Here is an 18,802-nt window from a genome sequence, read left to right as displayed (position 1 = left end):
CGCGGACACGACGCGTCAGCCCTCGCTGGCGCTTCCGCACGTACGGAGGGCGCCAGCGACTCGCCGACCGAAAGTCCGCTCGAACGGACTTTGGGCGCCGGCCGGCCGGAATCTCCGCGCGAGCGGAGCCGCCCGCCCTGCTACTTGTGGGTGGGCACCGACTCCGACGACTCTGCGGAGTCCGCGTCGTCCGCCGCTGCTGTGCCGGCGGCGGTGGACGATGCCCTGGTCGGCAGGCCGAAGCGGCGCTGCGGCTGCTTGGCCGCCGGGTAGTACACGTCCCTGTTCTTCTGCGCGCTGACCCGGTTGAGCACGATGCCCAGCACCGTGACGCCCGACTTCTCCAGGGAGTCCATCGTCTGGGTGAGCTGCTGGCGGCGGACGTGCGTGCGGTCGACGACCACGATCGCTCCGCCCACCTGGCGGGCGAGGATCGCGGCGTCTGCCACCGCGATGAGCGGGGCCGTGTCGATCACGACCACGTCGTAGTCGGCGACCAGGCGGCCGAGCAGTTCGGTCATCGCCCGCGACGACAGGAGCTCGCTCGGGTTCGGCGGGATCGGACCGGAGGTGAGCACGTCCAGGCTGCCCTCGCCCCAGCGCTGCACGACGTCGGAGAACTCCGCCCGGCCGGCGAGCACGGAGGTGAGGCCGGCGTCTCCGACCAGCCCCGAGTAGTTGGCGACCATCGGGCGGCGCAGGTCCGCGTCGATGAGCAGGGCGCGCTGGCCGGTCTCCGCGAGGGCGAGCGCCAGGTTGGTGGCGATCATCGACTTGCCCTCAGCGGGGATGGACGAGGTGACCACGATGCCCCGCGAGGGGGAGCCCAGCGTGACGAACTCCAGGTTCGACCGCAGCTGCCGATAGTTCTCCGCCGAGTTGGACAGCGGCTCGACGGCGAGAACGGGACGCGGATGCTTGCCCCGCTCTTTCTGGATGGAGCCGAGCAGCGGAGCCTGCGTGACGGCGGCCGCGATCTCCGCGCTGTGCACGCGCGTGTCCAGCGTGGCCCTGAGCACGAGGATCAGCACGCCGACGATCAGGCCGAGCAGCAGCCCGGTGACCACGTTGAGGCGGGTGTTCGGCGATGACGGGTCTTTCGGCTCGCTCGCGTTCTCGATCACCCGGACGGACACCGTGGTCTGCCCCTCAGCGTTCTTCGGCGCGATCTGCTCGACCGTCTTGCTGAGGCTGGCGGCGACGGCGTTCGCGATCTTCGCGGCCTGCGCGGGGTCGGGGTCCGTCACCGCGAGTTCCAGGATGACCGTGTTCTGCGGGGTGCTGACGGCGATGGCGTCCGCGAGGCCCTTGGCGGTCACATCCAGGTCGAGGTCGTCGACCACCGGCTGGAGCACGACGGGCGACTCCGCCAGCTGGGCGAAGGACAGCATCTGGTTCTGGGTGTACGTCGAACCCTGGCTGAGGTCGCTGGCCGACCCGCCGAAGTTCAGCGAGAAGTAGAGACCGGAGGTGGCCGTGTACACCGGCTTCGCGATCTGTGACAGACCGAAACCGGCGAGGCCGCCGACGATGGTCGCGACCACGATCACGTACCAGAACCGCCGGAATGCGGTGAGGTACTGGTGCGTGTTCATGGACGGGCCTCCCAGGGAGTCGGATGTGATGGCAGGCGCCGCTCGCTCGCCGGGCAGCGAGCGGTGGATCGCTCGGGTGTCTGGCGGACGGCGGACGCGGTCGGGCGTCGTTGAAGGCATTCTAGGCGGCACTCCTCACCGGAGGACGCGCGTCGGTGCGAGTGTGACGCGGGTGCTCCTCCGAGTGGCCGTCCAGCATGACTCCCGCGGAATTGAGGGGGAGCAGCTGCGTCGTCGCTGCGAGTCCGGCGACGAACCACACGAAGATCGAGTACTGGGTGATGAGGGCCACCGTCGCGAAGGCGGGGATCTGGGCGACCAGCGCGATCGTCGCCGGGCTGGCCTTGCGCCTGACCAGCAGGATGATGCCGCCGGCGAGAGCGACCAGGATGCCCAGCAGCACGATCACGCCGTTGGTGAGCCCGGTCAGGATGAGCTGGCTGTCGATCGAGCGGAAGTCCCCGAAGTAGAGGTTGCCCGCCGAGTTCTTCTCGGCGGACGACGCGACGCCGATCGGGTTCATCGTGCCGATCAGTGAGAGCAGGTCCCCCCGGTAGTTCGCGCTGTCGCTCGCCTCGGAGCCGGCGTCGTCGAACACCGCGGCGACCAGCGGGAACAGCACGGCGGAGACGGCGAGCATCACGGCGACGAGCACGATCCTCGCCTTCCTGGTGATCGCGTCGCGCATGAACAGGATGCTCAGCACGAGCCCGAGCAGCGCGCAGATCATCCCGATCCTGCTGAAGGTGAAGACGGTCCCGACCAGCATCAGCAGCACCATGCCCGCGCGCACCCAGAGCCGGAACGGCGCGGCCAGCGTGAGCGGAACCGCCAGAGCCAGGCTGGACCCGAGTGCGATGGAGTGGCCGAACGCCCCCTCGGCGCGCGGGACGCCGCCGCGCTCCTGGATGCTGCCCCAGATCGTGTAGAGCGAGTTGCCGGCGTGGATCTCCACGAACGGGTTCCAGTGCGTCAGTCCCTCGATGACGGCGAGGAGGGCGACGACGGTGAAGATGATGGCGATGGCGGCGTGCAGCCAGCGCGCATCCACCTTCAGCGGAGCGAACCGGCCGACCAGATAGGCGATGACGTAGTAGGTGACGATGCTGAACAGCGCGCTGACGGCGATGGATGCGCTGCCCGTGTAGAGCGAGCACACCGCGGCGACCACCACCAGCACAACCAGCCCGTCCACCCAGCTGAGCCGGAGGCGCGGGATGGGCAGCAGAGCGGCGAGCACGAGGAGCCCGGCAGCCGTCGCGGGAGGGAGGTAGTAGTTGCCGTTGAAGCCGACGTTGACGCCCAGCCAGATCGGCACGAAGGCGAGCACGCAGATCCAGACGCAGACGGCGAGCCTGGGCGAGCGGCGGAGCACGAGGAAGCCGACGAAGGCGACCACCAGCGCGAGCGCCAGCAGGAGCGACCTGTCCACGACCGGACCGGTCAGCGCCGCCATGTGAAACATCCTCATCACCCCCTTCCGCCCATGTTAAGCCAGCGGGCGCCGCAGCGCCCGTTCGAGTTCGCGAGCGCCGGTCGTCAGCGCGTGCGAGCGTTGCCGCGCACGATCGCGGCGATCCTGCGGCGGTAGGCGCCCGGGCTGTGCCGGCGTTCGGCCGTCTCGGCGTCCGAACCGACGTTCGCCCTGGTGTCTTCCCAGTCCGCGATGGTGCCGACCAGGGCGTCTGCCAGCGAGTCGGAGCTGCCGGGGACGACCGTGGTGGCCGTCGCGTATCCCGCCGTCGCCTCGAGGAGACCGCTGGTGGCGCTCGCGATGACCGGACGGCCGCTCAGGATGGCCTCGACGGCGGTGTTGCCGAACGGCTCGTCGGCGCGCGACGGCACGAGGACGACGTCGCCGCCGTGCACGTACTCCCACACCGACGGCTGGAACCCGCGGAAGCTGACCCTGTCGCCGAGCTTCTTGTTCTCGACCTGCTCGCGCAGTGCCGTCTCATACCACTCGTAGCCGGGGAACACCGCTCCGACGAGGTCGAGCGTCGCCGGCACGCCGCGGCGGTTGAGCTCGGCGATCGCGTCGATGGCGACGTCGACGCCCTTGCGGGGAGAGAGCCTGCCGATGTACGTCACCCGCAGGTCGCCGTCGATGCTCGCCCGCACGGGCGTGCGCTCCGGCGGGCCGGGGACGGCGTTGTACACGACCTCCGCGCGGCGCTCCAGCGACGGGAACGACCCGCCGAGCACGCCGACGCTGAATCTGCTGTTGGCCACGATGGTGTTCGCGAGCAGCAGCGGCAGCGCCAGGATGCGCCGGAGCAGAGGGGAGGCGGAGCTCTCGCCCTCGTGCACGTGACAGAGCACGGGCACGCGGGCGAGGCGTCCGAGTCCGATCCAGAGGGGCACGGTGACCGTGTTCACGTAGACGAGGGCCGGACGCTCCTGGCGGAGCATCCGCATCCCGTCGACGAGGCCGCGGACGGCCGTGCCGACGAACCGCACGAAGCCGAGGGGGCGGAGGGCGCTCTTGCGCACCACGGGTGCCGCGCACCTCCTGACCCTCGCCCCGCGGGCGACGACTTCGGGCAGCAGCGGGCCATCGTCCGGCACCGTCACCACCACATCCCAGCCATCGTCCACGAGGGCGGTGACGCTCTCGAGGAGCACCCGGTCGGAGCCGTACAGCTCCGAGCTCGGGTGCGCCACGAGAACCGTGCGCCGCGTGCGGTTCATCCGGTCGTTCACTGTGCGGGCACCACCACGAAGTCATCGAAACGGGTGGTGACCGGGATGTCGGTCGCCGTTCCGGAGACGTAGGTGCGGAGTCCGGTGAACCCGGCGGCCTGGAGGGCTGCCGTCGCATCCGTGGAGGTCAGCTGCCAGGCAGCGGGCTCCGTGGTGGATGCGGACCACACCTTGGCCCTGATCGTGGTCGGCGACGTGCCGATCACCTGCAGGTGGATCTTCAGCTTGTCACCGGCAGCAACCGTCAGGTTGGGGACGTTGAGCGCGGACAGGGTCGTCGAACCCTGCATCAGCTGGAGCTGCACGGCACCGGTCGACTTGACCCATGCCCTGGCCTCGTAGTCGTTCGTGCCGATCATGCGGCCGATCGCCGAGTAGTAGATGCCGCCACCGGTCGCCGCCTTGTCGGCGGAGACCGTGACCGTGACATCGGCACTCGTCTGGGTGACCGTTGTCAGCGTCGCCGTCTTCGTCGTCCCGGCGGCTGCGACCTGCTGGCCGACGCCGTTCGCGACGTTGAAGCTGGTGGCTCCGCCGGAGAGCGTCCACGCCCCACCCTTGTCCGCCGTTCCCCAGCCGTTCGCCACGGAGCGTTCGAACGCATCCTGGGCGAGGGCGTTGGGGGCCGGGTTGGTCGCGGTCACCGCGCGGGTGGTGGTGGCCGTGCCTCCCCGGTTGTCCGTCACGGTCAGGGTGATCGTGTACGGGCCGGCTGCAGCGTAGGTGTGCGTCGCGGTCGCTCCGGTACCTGTGGCTCCGTCTCCGAAGTTCCAGGCGTACGAGGCGATCGTGCCGTCCGGGTCAGCCGAGGCCGAACCGTTGACCGAGACCCCGAGGTTCGTCACCGTTGCGGTGAACGACGCGGTCGGGAGCTGGTTCGGCGGGACGGTCGTGGTGACCTGGTGCGAGACCGAGGTCGACAGACCCTGGTTGTCCGTCACCGTGAGCGTCACCGTGAACGTGTCGCCGGTGGCGTACGTGTGGGTGGCCGTCGCTCCGGTTCCCGTCGCTCCGTCTCCGAAGTCCCAGGCGTACGAGGCGATGGTGCCGTCCGGGTCGTTCGAGGTCGAGCCGTCGAACGATGCGCCGAGGTTCGTCACCGAGGAGGTGAACGCTGCCACGGGCGGCTGGTTCGGCGGTGCGGCCTGAACGGCGACACCCTTGGTGATGCTCGCGGTCGCGCCCTTGTCGTCGGTCACCGTCAGCTTCACGGGGTATGTGCCCGTGTCGGAGAAGGTGTGCGTCGCCGTCGCTCCGGTCGCCGTCGCTCCGTCACCGAAGTCCCAGGCGTACGAGGCGATGGTGCCGTCCGGGTCTGACGAACCGGATGCGTCGAAGCTCGCGTCGAGGAACGTCGCCGAGGAGGTGAACGCTGCCACCGGCGGCTGGTTCGGCGGTGCGGCCTGGACGGCCACGACCTGCGTCACGGTGCCCGTCCCACCCTGGTTGTCCGTCACGGTCAGCTTCACGGGGTAGCTGCCGCTCTGGAGGAAGGTGTGGGTGGCCGTTGCGCCCGTTGCGGTGTCACCGTCTCCGAAGTCCCAGGCGTACGAGGCGATCGTGCCGTCCGGGTCCGTGGACGCCGTGCCGTCGAAGCTCGCGTCGAGGAACGACGCGGAGGAGGTGAACGACGCGGTCGGCAGTTGGTTCGGCAGGGTGCCGGACGTTCCGAGCGAGTAGTGGTTCGCCACATCCTGAGCGCTCAGCACGCTCGGGTAGACCGCAGCCTCGTCCAGCGTGCCGCTGAAGTACGGTCCGGTGGAACCCCAGGTGTTGTCGCCGCCGATGCGCCAGTATCCGCTGTATGCCTGCGCCTGCGTCTGCGGGTTGGTGCCGACGAGCTGGCCGTCGACGTAGAGGGCCATGCCGTTCGGTCCCTGCGACGCCACCGCCTGGTGCCACTGGTTGTTGTTCAGCGGGTTGGGCGATGTGATGGTGTTGGCCTGACCGGTCCAGACGCCGAACACGATGCGGCCGTCGTCCTGCATGTAGACGTGGCGGTCGTAGTTGCTCGACAGGCCGGTCTGCCGGTCGCCGAAGCCGATCAGCTTTCCGCCCTTGGTGGTGGTCGTCTTGAACCAGATCTCCTCGGTGTACACCGAGGGGTTGGCGAACTGCTGGTTGCTCGTCACGATGCCGCCGGACGATCCGGAGTTGTTCGTGTTGAACCGCACGGCCTTGTCAGCCGTGCCGGGCAGGACGCCGCTCTGGTTCTTGGTGGTCGCGGTGCCGGAGTACGTGCCGTTGTTGGTGTACGCGTCCGCGCTGTTGGCCACAGAGCCGCTGGTCTCGTCGAGGCGCCAGAAGATGTCCGGGTTGCCGTTGTAGACGGCAGCTCCGTATGCATCCGCGGGAGCGGGGGCGAGGGGAGACGGACGACCGGATGCGACGAACTGGTTCACCACGGTGCTGCGGTCGAGGACCGTCGGGTAGATCGACACCTGACCGATGTCACCGGCGAAGTAGCTGCTCGCCGGCTGGTTGGGCCATCCGCCGATGTTGTCACCGCCGATGCGCCAGTAGCCCTGGTAGTTCTGGCCGCTGGTCACGTCCGTGCGGCTGCCGACCTGCTTGCCGTCGAGGTACAGCCGCATGCCGTTGGCGCCGAGCGACGCGACGACCTGGTGCCACTGCCCGTCGTTGTACGAGCCGGAGCTGTTCAGCGTCGCGACGCCTCCCGGGTAGACGCCGAACCAGATCTTCCCGCTGTTGTCCATGTAGACGTGACGGTCGTAGCTGCCGGACTGCCCGGTGTTCACGTTGCCGAAGCCGAGGATCTTGCCTCCGCTGGTCGACGTGGTGCGGAACCACGCGGACGCCGTGTACGTGTCAGGCGCCTGGATGGCGGTCTGCGTGACGGCCAGGCTGGTCGACCCGTTGAACGTGCTGGCGGTGGTGCCCGTGATCGGGCCGGCTGCACCCTGGGTGACGGCGGTCTCCTGCACGTCGTTGAACCCGATGTGGTCGAAACCGGTGGTGCCGCTCGACTCGTCCAGCGGCCAGTACGAGGATGCTCCCGCCTGCGTCACCGAGTCGGAATACGCGCCTCCGCTGTTGGTGGCCGCGACCGTGATCGCGTTGGTGTCACGCGATGTGGTGTTGCCGAACGGGTCGAACACCTTCACGTGATAGATCGGATGCGATCCCGGCGTGAGCCCGCTGTCCACGAACCCGATCATCGGCCGGGTGTAGAAGTTGGAGCGCACGGTGGTCTGGTAGACCGGCGTGGTGCCCGCATCCCGGTACACCTTGTACGTGAGGTAGCCGTTGTCCATGTCGTACGTCGCCGCGAAGCTGACGCGCACCTGACCGGCGTTGAAGGACGCGGCCGTCGGGGTGAGCGGGATGCCCTGCGGGCCGACCTTGTTCGGCGCTGCGCTCGACACGGCGAAGCGGGTCAGACCCTGCTGCGCGATGCCGTTGACCGTCGGGAACTCGCCGCCGTAGACGACGTACTTGTCGTTGCCCGCGACGCTCCAGGTGGCCTGGCTCTGTCCGGTGAAGGTGCCGACGGACCACTTGGGGAACCAGTCGAGCAGCGACGGAGACGGGGTGCCCGCCCAGTTGAAGTAGCCGTACGGGTCGGCCGTGATCGTGCCGGTCGCCGCCTTGCTGAAAGCGATCGAGTTGTAGAACGTCCAGGTCGGGCTCGTCTGCGGGAAGCCGCCGATGTTGCCGCAGTAGTGCGGGTGACCCGCGACGTACAGCGGGCCGTCGTTCTGGGCGAAGATCGAGTACGTGTCTCCGTGGCAGTCCTCGACCCAGTTGATCGCGCCGGTGTTCGGGTCGGCGGAGAAGCTGCCCTCGAGGTTGCCGCCGGCGCCGAAGACGTAGCCGGAGCCGTAGACGCGGTCTGCGGTCGTGTACAGCGACGTGATGCTCGCCTGCGTGCCCGCGTTGCGCACGGTCTGGTTGGCGGCGAACGGCAGGATCGCCGCCGTGCTCGCGTCCACGGCGCCGAGGCCGTAGTTGGCGACGCCGCCGAGGTTCTGGAAGCGTCCGCCGACGATCAGCTTGGAACCGTCCTTGGTCAGCGCCAGCGCATCCACGGGGGCGTCTGCGTTGGCCTGCCAGTTGAGGGTCGAGCCGTCCGTCGCGCTCACCGCTCCGACGTACGCGCGGGCGACGCCGTTGATGCTGGAGGCGTCACCGCCCGTGTACACAGTGGTGTTCGAGGCCGCGACAGCGCGGGTCTGGCTCTCCATGATGGGGCGGAAGGCCGTCACGATGGTGTTCGTCGCCGTCGAGAACGCCGCGAGACGGTAGTAGCCCTTGCTGTCGATGGAGGTGAAGTCGCCGACCACGTAGATGCGCGACCCATCGGGGGATGCTGTGATCCCGAGGGCCTGCGCGTTCAGGTTCGGCGCGAAGGGGAGGAGGCTGCCCGTGGTGATGTTGTAGGCGAGCAGGTTGTTGCGGGGGGGTCTCGTTCGTGCCCGCCGGCGAGCCGTAGGGCCGGGCGGAGGTGAACTTGCCCGCGACGTACACCGTGTTGCCGACGACGACCTGAGCCCACACGACGCCGTTGATCTGCGGGGTCGGGAGCACGTCGTCGGTGACGGTGGCAGGGGTGGCGGGATTCGTCGGGTCTGGTGGAGCACTGTCAGCGGAGGCCGGCGATGCGATCGCGAGTCCTCCGAAGACCAAGCCCACCGCTGTGACGATCGCGGTCAGGATGCCCAGCGAGCGAGCGCGTGGGCGGAGTTCTGTGGTCATGACAACCTCGGTGTCTGTTCGGGTCGGGTTGGGGGTTGTTGTGAGAGCAGGCCCTGGCGCGTCAGTACGCGCCGACGGGATGGGTGAGCACTTTGACCGTCCGCCACATGATGACCAGGTCGCCGGTGAGCGACCAGTTCTCCACGTAGTAGAGATCGAGTCGGACGCTTTCCTCCCAGGAGAGGTCGGAGCGTCCGTTGACCTGCCACATGCCGGTGAGACCCGGCTTGATGTACAGGCGACGGTGGACGTGGTTCTCATATCCCTCGACCTCGGAGCGCAGCGGCGGCCGCGGTCCGACAAGGCTCATGTCGCCGAGGAAGACATTCACGAGCTGGGGCAGCTCGTCGAGCGAGTACTTGCGCAGGATGCGGCCGACGCGGGTGACGCGCGGGTCGTCCTTGAGCTTGAACAGCACGCCGTTGCCGTCGCTTCTCGCCTGCAGTTCGGCGAGGCGCGCTTCTGCATCGACGCACATGGAACGGAACTTGAACATCCGGAACGTCTCGCCGTTGCGGCCGACGCGCTCCTGCGAGAACACGACGGGGCCGTTGTCGTCGAGCTTCACGAACAGCGCGACGGCGAGGAAGACCGGGGAGAGCAGGGCGAGCGCGAGGCCGGAGGCGAAGAAGTCGAACGCGCGCTTGAGCACGTGCTTGCCTCCCTCGAACTGCGGGATCTCCACGTGGATGAGCGGCAGCCCCTCCACGGGGCGGAAATGGATGCGCGGGCCGGCGACGTCGGTGAGGCGCGACGCGAGCACCAGCTCGGTGGCCGTGCCCTCGAGCTTCCAGGCCAGGGTGCGCACGAAGTCGCCGCCGGTCAGCGACTGGCCGGCGACGATCACGGTGTCGACGCCCAGGCGGGCGGCGGCGTCCGCGACGCCGTCGAGATCGGAGACCACGGGCACCTCGCGGTCGGGGGCGGCGATGCGCTTCTTCATCGCCGCGTCCTTCTTGGCGCCCTTGCGCTTGCCCGTGTCGAGGGATGCGCCGACCACGTGGTAGGCGGCGCCCGACTTGTTGTGGATCTGCCGCACGACGTAGTCGACGTCGGAGAACCCTCCGACGACGAGTGCGCGGGAGAGGTAGTGGTCGAACATCCGCTGGCGGATCAGCCACTGCCGCCACAGCCAGCGCGACGTCAGCACGCCGACGACCCCGAGCGGGAGCGCCAGCACGAAGTAGCCGCGGGCGATGTCGACCTTGGCGACCAGGAAGACGATGGCGAGCAGACCGAAGGTGAGCGCGCTGGCGTTCACGACCCTCTTGTACTCCGCGACGCCGACGCCGACCACGCGCGGGTCGCGCGAGTGGTTGACGGCGAGGGCGAACATCCAGGTCGCCGCGATGAGCATGGACAGCGTGAAGTAGTCGGTGCGGTATCCGGCGAACTGGGTGCCGGTGTCGTCGAGGCCGAAGCGCAGGAACATCGCGCAGAGCGTGGACGCCAGGATGATCGCGGTGTCGGTGATGAACAAGCGAGCGCGGTACTGCCGCGCCCAGGTGCGCTCAGAGCTGCGGCGCTGGGTCGGGGCGGCCGAACGGCCGATGGTGGTCAGGCGTGGTTTGAGTACGGTCATCGGAGCGCCCTCCCCGCGCTGCTGATGGATGCACCGACCGAAGAGCCGACGACGGCTGGGGGAAAGCCGTGGTCTCGAACGGCTTCACCGCCGCCGGCCCCGCTGATGAGGGTCGTCCCGTTGCTCCGCGCGCGCCGAGCGGCCCTCTGTTCGAGGGGGTTGAGCGAACGGGTCGCTCGACGTGGCGGATGCGGGTTCACGGGTCGTCCCTGCGTGTGTCGGGTTGGTGCTTTTTCGGGTGGCGTGAACCGGTGAGTCCCACTCGTGAGACCGACGAGCTTGTTCAGCGAACGGAAAGTGACTGTTTCTCACCTATTCACAAAAGTGAGATTACATCGTTTTTTCAGGTTCGCGTGAGCCCTCTATGGGGGTGATTATTACTCATCTTTGCGTGCGGGCGCTCTGAGGCGCGCCGGAACGGGACTCTCAGGCCCGTGTTTTCGCGTATTCCGACCCGGAACGGGTGCGTTCGACGAGCCCGAAATCCACCAGATACCGGCGCAGCAGAGCGGGGTCGTCCCCGAACCGCAGCAGCCGCTCGGACAGCTCGCGCTCGTCCACCACCTCGGAATCCCCGAGCACCGCGGAGGCGACCAGCGCCAGCAACTCCCGCCGCTCCCCGGCGTTCGCCGGGAACCGGTCGATGCGTCCATCCGCGTCGAGGAACCGCTCGACGCCGGTGCGCGGAGCCCTGCCCCGTGCATCCCGTCGCTGCGCATCCCGGAGGGCGTCGGCGAACACGGCGCCGTCGACCACCAGCGCGCCGTCCTGCTCCACCACGACCCCGGATGCGGTCAGCGCCGCCAGCGCGCGCCGCCGCCGCGCGGGCGACAGCCCCGCGCCAGCCGTGCCGGCCGCGCCTGCGCCGCCCAGCACCACCTCCGCGAACACCACCCGGGCGTCCGCGTTCCCCAGCGCCGCCACGATCCTCCGCCAGTCGCCCACGTTATCCACACCCTCCAGCGATCGAGATACCAGTAACTGTGCCGCATCCCGGGCGTTTCGCGACAGATAGTGGTGTCTCGTCGGGTGTCGGAGGCGGGAGGTATGGTCGGGGTATGTGCGGACGGTTCGCGATGGACAAAGAGACGGACGACATGATCCAGGAGTTCGTCGCCGAGGGCGGCGACTTCCGGGACTGGCGGCCCAGCTGGAACATCGCGCCCACCGACCCCATCCCGATCTTCCTGGAGAGCAAGAAGAACGACGAGCCGAGCGTCCGACGGCTCGAACTGGCCAGGTGGTCGCTCGTGCCCTCCTGGTCGAAAGAGCTGAAGACCAAGGTCCCCACCTTCAACGCCCGCGCGGAGACCGCGGCGGAGAAGCCCATGTTCAAGGCCTCCGTCGCCTCCCGCCGCGCGATCGTGCCGGCCATCGGATACTACGAGTGGCAGACCGATCCCGTCACCAAGAAGAAGACGCCGTACTTCATCCACCTGCCCGACGGCGAGCTGATGGGTTTCGCGGGGCTGTACGCCTGGTGGGCAGACCCGGCCAAGGAACACGGCGACCCTGAGCGCTGGCACCTCACCGCCACCATCCTCACGGCGGACGCTGTGCACACGCTCGAGCACATCCACGACCGCAACCCCGTGCCGCTGCCGCGCGAACTGTGGGACCACTGGGTCGACCCGACCGTCGTCGGAGACCAGGCGCTGCTCGACGAGGCCGTGCGCGCGGCCGTCGGCGTCGCCGAGTCGCTCGCTTTCGACCGCGTCGGGCCGGTGACCGGAGACGGGCCAGAGCTCATCCGCCCGATCGACTGACTGGGGCCCGGCCGACCGCTCCGACCCTACAGTTCCCCGCGGCGCGCGCCCGCCCACAGGTCGACGCCCGCATCCACGGCCAGCTCGTCGATCTCGGCCAGCTCCTCATCCGTGAACGCGAGGTTGTCCAGCGCCCCGACGTTCTGCTCCAGCTGGGCGACGCTGCTCGCGCCGATAACCAGCGACGTCACGCGTTCGTCGCGCAGCGCCCAGGCGAGCGCCAGCTGCGCGAGCGACTGGCCGCGCCGTGCCGCGATCTCGTTGAGCGACCGCAGGCGCGCCACCGCGTCGTCGGTCAGCCAGTCCGCGTCGAGCGAGCTGCCCGCAGCGGCGCGCGAGCCGTCCGGGATGCCGTTCAGGTACTTGTCGGTGAGCATCCCCTGCGCCAGGGCGGTGAACCCGATGACGCCGAAGCCGGCATCGCCCGCCGCATCCAGCAGCCCCTCGTTCTCGATCCAGCGGTTCAGCATCGAGTACGACGGCTGGTGGATGAGCAGGGGCGTTCCGAGTTCGCGCAGGATCTCGGCGGCGCGGCGCGCATCCTCTGCACCGTAGGACGAGATGCCGACGTACAGCGCCTTGCCGGAGCGGACGGCGGTGTCCAGTGCCTGCATCGTCTCCTCCAGCGGAGTCGACGGGTCGGGTCGGTGCGAGTAGAAGATGTCGACGTAGTCGAGGCCGAGCCGCGACAGGGACTGGTCGAGGCTCGCGAGCATGTACTTCCGTCCGCCGCCGCCCTGGCCGTACGGACCGGGCCACATGTCCCAGCCGGCCTTCGACGACACCACGATCTCGTCGCGGTACGGGCGCAGGTCGTCGCGCATGATGCGCCCGAAGTTCACCTCTGCCGCGCCGTACGGCGGGCCGTAGTTGTTGGCGAGGTCGAAGTGCGTGATGCCGAGGTCGAACGCCCGCAGCACGATGTCCCGCTGCGTCGCGAACGGCCGGTCGTCGCCGAAGTTGTGCCAGAGACCGAGGGACAGCGCTGGAAGATCGAGCCCGCTGCGCCCGGTGCGGCGGTACTGCATCCGGTCGTAGCGCTCGGGGAGGGGGTGGTAGGCCATGCTTCCACTTTTCCGTGTGCGGGCCGTCCTGTCCAACAGGCCGCGGTGATCCGATTCAGGGATGCGGTCGCTGAATCAGCCTTTGCTGCCGCTGCGCCTCAGCCAGCCGATGATCGCCGTGATGACGAACAGGATGAGCCCGATGATCGCCAGCCACAGCAGACCCTTGATCGCGAAGCCCAGGATCGCGAGCACAGCCCAGACGACCAGAAGCACGATGATGAGAGTGACCATGCAGGCAACCTAACTCCGCGCACCTGCGCCGCGTCAAGGTCAGCGTCTGGCTTTGCGAGCCGCCCTGTTGCGCGCGAGCACCCATCCGACCACGCCGCCGACCACGAACACCGCCACCACCAGCACCCACGTCGGCATCCGCAACTGCGCCCACAGCAGGTAGATGGTGGCCTGGTCGTTGCCCACCCCGTTCTGAATGGCCACGATCAGCAGCAGCACCACCAGGACGATGGCCAGCCACTTCCGTTTCAGAAACCGAACGACGGCGTTGTCCCTGCCGCCAGCATCCTCAGCACTCATGCGCTCAGTATGCTCGCAGGCCGGTCAGCCGCGCAGCGCTTCCGAGACTTTCACGCGAGCGCCGGTCCGCAGCAGCGAGTTGGAGTACACCCGGGCGCCGAGCGCGATCACCACGGCAGTGGATGCGACGAGCAGCACGAGCGACAGGATCGGCTCCCACCACTCCGCCGTTCCCAGGAAGATGCGCACCGGCATCCCGACCGGTGCGGCGAACGGCACGTAGCTCATGATCGCCATCACGGTGGGGTTGTCGTTGAAGAAGATCACCAGGAAGTACGGCACCATGATGAGGATCATCACCGGCGACGTCACCGACCCGATGTCCTCCGAGCGGGAGACGAGCGAGGCGGCCGCCGCGTAGAGCGCGGCCAGCAGCACGAAGCCGATCACGAAGAACACCACGAACCAGGCGACAGCCGGCCCGACGGTGCCGAGCAGCACCTGCTGGCCGGTGACCATCATCCCGAGGATCGCTGCGATGGCGATGGCGGCGATCTGGCCGAGTGCGAGGACGCTGTTCCCGACGACCTTGCCGGCGAGCAGCACGCGGGCGCTCACCGTCGACAGCAGGATCTCCACGATGCGCGTCTGCTTCTCCTCGACGACGCTCTGGGCGATCATCGTGCCGAAGGTCACGGCGGACATCATGAAGACGATCCCGAAACCGAGGGCGATGATGTAGACCAGGGCAGCGGGCTGCGCGGACGGGTCGAGCAGTTCCACCTCCGGCTGGATGCTCAGGGCGGCGAGCACGCCCTGAGGCGCGCTGTCGAGGCCGATCACGGTCACGGGCGGCGTCCCAGAGCCGGGGACCACCACGGCGGACACGTCGCCGGAGCGCAGCAGCTCCTCCCCGGCGGCGCGCGAATCGACCTGCACGGGATCCAGGCCGTCCGCCCCGCCGACGACCTGCTCGGCCGACCCGACGACGGCGACCTTCGTGGAGCTGTCGCTCCCGCCGAAGATGCCGCCGAGCAGCACGGAGGCGAGCACGAGCAGCACGAGCACGGCCGCCGAGACGACGAACGACTTGCTGCGCAGCCGGGTGACGATCTCCCTGCGGGCGACGAGACCGACCCCGGATGCGAAGCCCGGGGCGGGCGGGGTGGTGCGCGTGGACGGGGTGCCGGTGGATGCTGATGCGCTCATTTGCCGATGGCCTCTCGGAAGATCTGTGCAAGGGAGGGGTTCTGGGGTCCGAAGCTGACCACGCCGCCGTCGGCCGTCGCCCGCTTGAGCACGGCCTGCGCCGTCGCGTCGTCGGACTCGAACAGCGCGTATCCGCCGTCGAAGTCGAGCACGGTGACACCGTCGAGCCCGCGGAGCCAGCCCGCGTCGCCGGAGACGAGCAGCTCGTAGCGTCCGCCGCCGTGCTCGCGCCGCAGTTCGTCCGTGCCGCCGGAGACCTTGACCTCGCCATCGGCGATGATCACGAGCTCGTCGCAGAGCCGCTCGACGATGTCGAGCTGGTGCGAGCTGAACAGCACGGGAGCACCGGAGGCCGCGTAGTCGCGGAGCACGCCGACCACCACATCCACCGCCAGGGGGTCGAGGCCGGAGAACGGCTCGTCCAGCACCAGCACCTCGGGGTCGTGCACGAGGGCGGCGGCGATCTGCGCCCGCTGCTGGTTGCCGAGGCTGAGGCTCTCCACCAGATCGCCGGAGCGCTCGCCGAGACCGAGCCTGTCGAGCAGCGCGTCGGTATTGCGTGCAGCGGCGGCGGCGCCGAGACCGTGCAGCCTCGCCAGGTAGACGAGCTGCTCCGCGACCTTCATCTTCGGGTAGAGGCCGCGCTCCTCCGGCATGTAGCCGAAGCGGCGGCGGTCGTCCGCGGTGAGCGGCTGGCCGTCGAGCAGCACCGTGCCGCCGTCCGAGGCGAGCACGCCGAGGATGATGCGCATGGTCGTGGTCTTGCCCGCGCCGTTGCCTCCGACGAAGCCGGTCATGCGCGCTCGCGGCACCGTGAAGTTCACGTCGCGCAGCACGAGGCGGTCCCCGTAGCGCTTCTCGACGTTCTGGATCTGCAGCATTGTCGCCGTCCCTTCCGTGGTCGATTCCACGCTACGGATTCGCGGGCGAGCACCGCATCCACCTGCCGTCGTCCGCCGCTCGGCGGAGGGCAGGCGGGTCAGCGCCCGGCGCGGGTCAGCGCCCGGCGAGCCCGTTCTCGTAGGCGAAGATGACCGCCTGGATGCGGTCGCGCAGCCCCAGCTTGAGCAGCACTTTCGAGACGTGCGTCTTCACGGTGGCCTCGCCGAGGTAGAGCCGCGCGGCGATCTCCGCGTTGGACAGGCCGCCGGCGAGGAGGCCGAGTACTTCGCGCTCGCGGTCGGTGAGGTCGTCGACCGCGGTGCCGGTGGCGGTTGTCGCACCACCCGCCAGCGCTCCCGCCTGCCCATCGCTGAACCGGCTGATCACCTGGCGGGTCACATCCGGAGACAGCAGCGCATCCCCTCTGGCGAGGACGTGCACCGCGTTGACCAGCTCCTCCGGCGACGAGTTCTTCAGCAGGAACCCGCTCGCGCCCGCCTGCAGTGCGGTGAAGAGGTAGTCGTCGCGGTTGAACGTGGTGAGCACGAGCACGCTGGCGGCGAGGTCGGGCCTGGCGACGATCTGCCTGGTCGCCTCGAGCCCGTCCATGCCGGGCATCTGCACGTCCATGCAGATCACGTCCGGCTGCAGTTCCTCGCAGAGCCGCACGGCGGTCTGGCCGTCGCCCGCCTCGCCGACCACCTCGATCGCGTCGTCCGACTGCAGGATGATCCGGAATCCGGCGCGGACGAGTTCCTGGTCGTCGGCGAGCAGTACCCGGATGCTCACCTCATCACCTCCGCGGCGAGCGGGAAGCGCGCGCGGACGAGGTATCCGCCGCGGCTGCGCGGACCGATCTCGATGCTCCCTCCGACGGACGCGACCCGTTCGCGCATCCCGAGGTGCCCCATCCCGGCCCCGGATGCGGTGGCGGAGCGTCCTGCGCCGAGCCCGGTGTCCGACGCCTCCACTTCGAGGCTGTCGTCGGTGTATCGGAGCCGCAGCTCGGCGGTCGCCCCCGCCCCGCCGTGCTTCCGGGTGTTGGTGAGCGCCTCCTGCGCCACGCGGTACACACAGAGCCCGATGGTCGCCGGCACCGCCCTGCGGCTGCCGATGACGTGCAGCCGGGTGGGCAGGCCGGCGCCGACGGCGTCGTCGACCAGTTCGCCCAGCTGGTCCACGCCGTGCGTCGTCGCCGCGTCGCCTGCGGGCGCCGCCTGGTCATCGCGCAGGGCGCCGAGCAGCAGCCGCAGCTCGTCGACGGCGGTGCGCGCACTCGACTCGACGTTCAGCAGCGAGGAGCGAGCGGCGGCGGGGTCGCGGTCGAGCACGAGCCGCGCTGCTCCCGCCTGCACCCCCATCACCGATACGTGATGCGCGACGACGTCGTGCAGCTCGCGGGCGATCCGTACCCGTTCGAGCGCGATGGCCTGCTGCTGGGTGCGCTCGCGCTCCTCCGCCAGTTCGAGTGTCAGCGTCTCCAGCTCGTGCCTCGCACGCGCCGACCGGAATGCGGCGTCGCCGAAGTAGTACGCGCCGCCGAAATAGAGCAGGTTGATGATGATCTGGATGAGACCGAACGCGACGTACGGGGAGAGTGTCCCCTCGCGCGACAGCTCCGGGACCACCGAGCTGATCCCGGCGGTGACGATCAGGTTCCAGAACAGCCAGACGAACATCGCGGCGATGATCGCGAGTCGCAGCACCGTCGCCAGGGTGCGCCTGCGACCCCACGCGCCGAGCGTGTAGACGGCGATGAACAGGGCGATGTTCGAGAACAGGTACTCGCCGACCCGGAACTCGCCTCCCCACCAGAACGCGACGGCGGAGCAGATCGCGACTGCTTCCGGCCAGCGCCGCCGCACGGCCAGCGGCGCCCCGCTCGCGACGGCCCAGACGATGCTCACCCACGCTTCCGAACTGCCGTACATCCCGGTGCGCTGGTAGAGGAACACCGAGCCGATCATCGCGGCGGTCAGGACGACGGCGAGCACGACGTCCGCTCGCCGGCCACGGGCATCCGGGGCTGGACGGTGCCACTCGCTCGCCGGCGCGGCCAGCAGTCGTGGTGATGCGCTGGTCATCCTCCAACGCTAGCGGTGGATGCGCGGCGGCGGATCCGTCGTGCGGGGGAGGCGGCGTCGGTCCGGATGCCCAGCCGCAGCCCATCGTCGGGGGTCGAAGGCAACGGCGCGAACCCGAGCCGCCGATAGAAGGCCTGCGCCCCGGTGTTGCGCTCGCCGACCCCGAGCTGCACACCGGGGACGCCCGCATCCGCCAGCTGGCGCAGAAGCGTGGCCATCAGCCTGCGCCCCCAGCCCTGTCCCTGTGCCACCGGCAGGAGGTCGATGTGCAGGTGGGCGGGGAACAGCTCGTGGTCCGGGCCGATCAGGTGCGAGGTGGAGTGGCCGACCAGCGCGAGGCTCTCGGTCGGCGTGGTCGGCGGGTCGACCAGTGGATGAGCGGCCGCGAACCGTGGGAGCCACTCGCGGCGGTACCGCTCGGCGAAGACCACGCTGTCCGGGGTCGCGACGATGTACCCCACCGCCCGGCCGCCGATGTCGAGGACGTGCGCGTGCTCCGGTTCGAGCTCGAGGTACGGCAGGAGGAAGATGTCGGCGAGCAGTCCGTCGTCGGCGTACTTCCCCGTGGCGTCGCCGCCGGAGTCACCCGTCAGGAGGCAGACTCTGGACAGCGACGCCACATCGCCCGGGGCATATGGCCGGATCACGCACGGTCACCGGGAGGGAGGTCGGCGATCACGTTCCCGAGACTCGCGCCTGGCCGGTGGGCATCGACCACTGCCCAGAA

The 18,802-nt window shown here is 69.2% G+C and carries 15 protein-coding genes; 1 reads left to right on the top strand and 14 read right to left on the bottom strand.

Translation table 11 applies throughout. From position 1 onward, the window contains the following. Positions 1-140: 140 nt before the first annotated feature. The 6 genes from AC1ROC_RS07610 to AC1ROC_RS07585 form a co-directional block, all read right to left on the bottom strand. Positions 141-1,595, bottom strand: coding sequence for a tyrosine-protein kinase domain-containing protein (locus tag AC1ROC_RS07610; protein WP_492999221.1), 1,455 nt, complete (start codon positions 1,593-1,595; stop codon positions 141-143). Between the two features lie 121 nt (positions 1,596-1,716). Beyond that, positions 1,717-3,051: a hypothetical protein gene (locus tag AC1ROC_RS07605; protein ID WP_492999220.1), complete on the bottom strand. Its 1,335-nt coding sequence runs from the start codon at positions 3,049-3,051 to the stop codon at positions 1,717-1,719. 83 nt (positions 3,052-3,134) lie between these two features. Continuing rightward, complete coding sequence (locus tag AC1ROC_RS07600) at positions 3,135-4,286, bottom strand: glycosyltransferase family 4 protein (RefSeq protein WP_492999219.1); 1,152 nt, start codon at positions 4,284-4,286, stop codon at positions 3,135-3,137. 8 nt (positions 4,287-4,294) lie between these two features. After that, positions 4,295-8,602 carry a PKD domain-containing protein gene (locus tag AC1ROC_RS07595; protein WP_492999215.1) on the bottom strand — a complete coding sequence of 1,436 codons (4,308 nt, stop codon included), beginning with the start codon at positions 8,600-8,602 and terminating at the stop codon, positions 4,295-4,297. A 473-nt stretch (positions 8,603-9,075) separates the two neighbouring features. Further along, a complete protein-coding gene (locus AC1ROC_RS07590) occupies positions 9,076-10,596 on the bottom strand; it encodes a sugar transferase (RefSeq protein WP_492999211.1) in 1,521 nt (506 codons plus the stop codon). A gap of 426 nt (positions 10,597-11,022) precedes the next feature. After that, positions 11,023-11,541: a DUF2087 domain-containing protein gene (locus AC1ROC_RS07585; RefSeq protein WP_492999209.1), complete on the bottom strand. Its 519-nt coding sequence runs from the start codon at positions 11,539-11,541 to the stop codon at positions 11,023-11,025. 113 nt (positions 11,542-11,654) lie between these two features. Between AC1ROC_RS07585 and AC1ROC_RS07580 the strand changes: the two genes are divergently transcribed. Next, positions 11,655-12,362, top strand: a complete 708-nt coding sequence (locus tag AC1ROC_RS07580; protein WP_085369076.1) for an SOS response-associated peptidase — start codon at positions 11,655-11,657, stop codon at positions 12,360-12,362. Positions 12,363-12,388: 26 nt separating this feature from the next. On the opposite strand, the gene mgrA is transcribed toward AC1ROC_RS07580, so the two are convergent. From mgrA to AC1ROC_RS07540, 8 genes are all read right to left on the bottom strand, one after another. Further along, positions 12,389-13,426: an L-glyceraldehyde 3-phosphate reductase gene (mgrA, locus tag AC1ROC_RS07575; RefSeq protein ID WP_492999207.1), complete on the bottom strand. Its 1,038-nt coding sequence runs from the start codon at positions 13,424-13,426 to the stop codon at positions 12,389-12,391. 75 nt (positions 13,427-13,501) lie between these two features. Further along, positions 13,502-13,660, bottom strand: coding sequence for a hypothetical protein (locus AC1ROC_RS07570; RefSeq protein ID WP_168690303.1), 159 nt, complete (start codon positions 13,658-13,660; stop codon positions 13,502-13,504). A 39-nt stretch (positions 13,661-13,699) separates the two neighbouring features. Further along, a complete protein-coding gene (locus AC1ROC_RS07565) occupies positions 13,700-13,960 on the bottom strand; it encodes a lipopolysaccharide assembly protein LapA domain-containing protein (RefSeq protein WP_085369074.1) in 261 nt (86 codons plus the stop codon). Positions 13,961-13,984: 24 nt separating this feature from the next. Further along, complete coding sequence (locus AC1ROC_RS07560) at positions 13,985-15,109, bottom strand: ABC transporter permease (RefSeq protein ID WP_492999204.1); 1,125 nt, start codon at positions 15,107-15,109, stop codon at positions 13,985-13,987. After that, positions 15,106-15,990, bottom strand: a complete 885-nt coding sequence (locus AC1ROC_RS07555) for an ABC transporter ATP-binding protein (RefSeq protein WP_493000001.1) — start codon at positions 15,988-15,990, stop codon at positions 15,106-15,108. The genes AC1ROC_RS07560 and AC1ROC_RS07555 overlap by 4 nt, the downstream gene beginning before the upstream one ends. Positions 15,991-16,105: 115 nt before the next feature. Next, a complete protein-coding gene (locus AC1ROC_RS07550) occupies positions 16,106-16,780 on the bottom strand; it encodes a response regulator (protein WP_168690301.1) in 675 nt (224 codons plus the stop codon). Further along, a complete protein-coding gene (locus AC1ROC_RS07545; RefSeq protein ID WP_492999202.1) occupies positions 16,777-18,075 on the bottom strand; it encodes a sensor histidine kinase in 1,299 nt (432 codons plus the stop codon). Before AC1ROC_RS07545 ends, AC1ROC_RS07550 begins: the two co-directional genes overlap by 4 nt. Beyond that, positions 18,072-18,722: a GNAT family N-acetyltransferase gene (locus tag AC1ROC_RS07540; protein ID WP_492999200.1), complete on the bottom strand. Its 651-nt coding sequence runs from the start codon at positions 18,720-18,722 to the stop codon at positions 18,072-18,074. The genes AC1ROC_RS07545 and AC1ROC_RS07540 overlap by 4 nt, the downstream gene beginning before the upstream one ends. Positions 18,723-18,802 lie beyond the last annotated feature (80 nt).

It is taken from the genome of Leifsonia sp. GW821-FHT13C05 (genome assembly GCF_058806515.1).
The sequence above is the reverse complement of the archived record's forward strand: the minus strand, read 5'-3'. Positions and strand labels throughout refer to the sequence as shown.

Excerpts from the sequence above, each read along its gene's own strand:
- AC1ROC_RS07610 (WP_492999221.1), bottom strand. The coding sequence starts at position 1,595 with ATGAACACGCACCAGTACCTCACCGCATTCCGGCGGTTCTGGTACGTG.
- AC1ROC_RS07605 (WP_492999220.1), bottom strand. The coding sequence starts at position 3,051 with ATGGCGGCGCTGACCGGTCCGGTCGTGGACAGGTCGCTCCTGCTGGCG.
- AC1ROC_RS07600 (WP_492999219.1), bottom strand. The coding sequence starts at position 4,286 with ATGAACCGCACGCGGCGCACGGTTCTCGTGGCGCACCCGAGCTCGGAG.
- AC1ROC_RS07590 (WP_492999211.1), bottom strand. The coding sequence starts at position 10,596 with ATGACCGTACTCAAACCACGCCTGACCACCATCGGCCGTTCGGCCGCC.
- AC1ROC_RS07580 (WP_085369076.1), top strand. The coding sequence starts at position 11,655 with ATGTGCGGACGGTTCGCGATGGACAAAGAGACGGACGACATGATCCAG.
- mgrA (WP_492999207.1), bottom strand. The coding sequence starts at position 13,426 with ATGGCCTACCACCCCCTCCCCGAGCGCTACGACCGGATGCAGTACCGC.
- AC1ROC_RS07570 (WP_168690303.1), bottom strand. The coding sequence starts at position 13,660 with ATGGTCACTCTCATCATCGTGCTTCTGGTCGTCTGGGCTGTGCTCGCG.
- AC1ROC_RS07565 (WP_085369074.1), bottom strand. The coding sequence starts at position 13,960 with ATGAGTGCTGAGGATGCTGGCGGCAGGGACAACGCCGTCGTTCGGTTT.
- AC1ROC_RS07560 (WP_492999204.1), bottom strand. The coding sequence starts at position 15,109 with ATGAGCGCATCAGCATCCACCGGCACCCCGTCCACGCGCACCACCCCG.
- AC1ROC_RS07555 (WP_493000001.1), bottom strand. The coding sequence starts at position 15,990 with ATGCTGCAGATCCAGAACGTCGAGAAGCGCTACGGGGACCGCCTCGTG.
- AC1ROC_RS07545 (WP_492999202.1), bottom strand. The coding sequence starts at position 18,075 with ATGACCAGCGCATCACCACGACTGCTGGCCGCGCCGGCGAGCGAGTGG.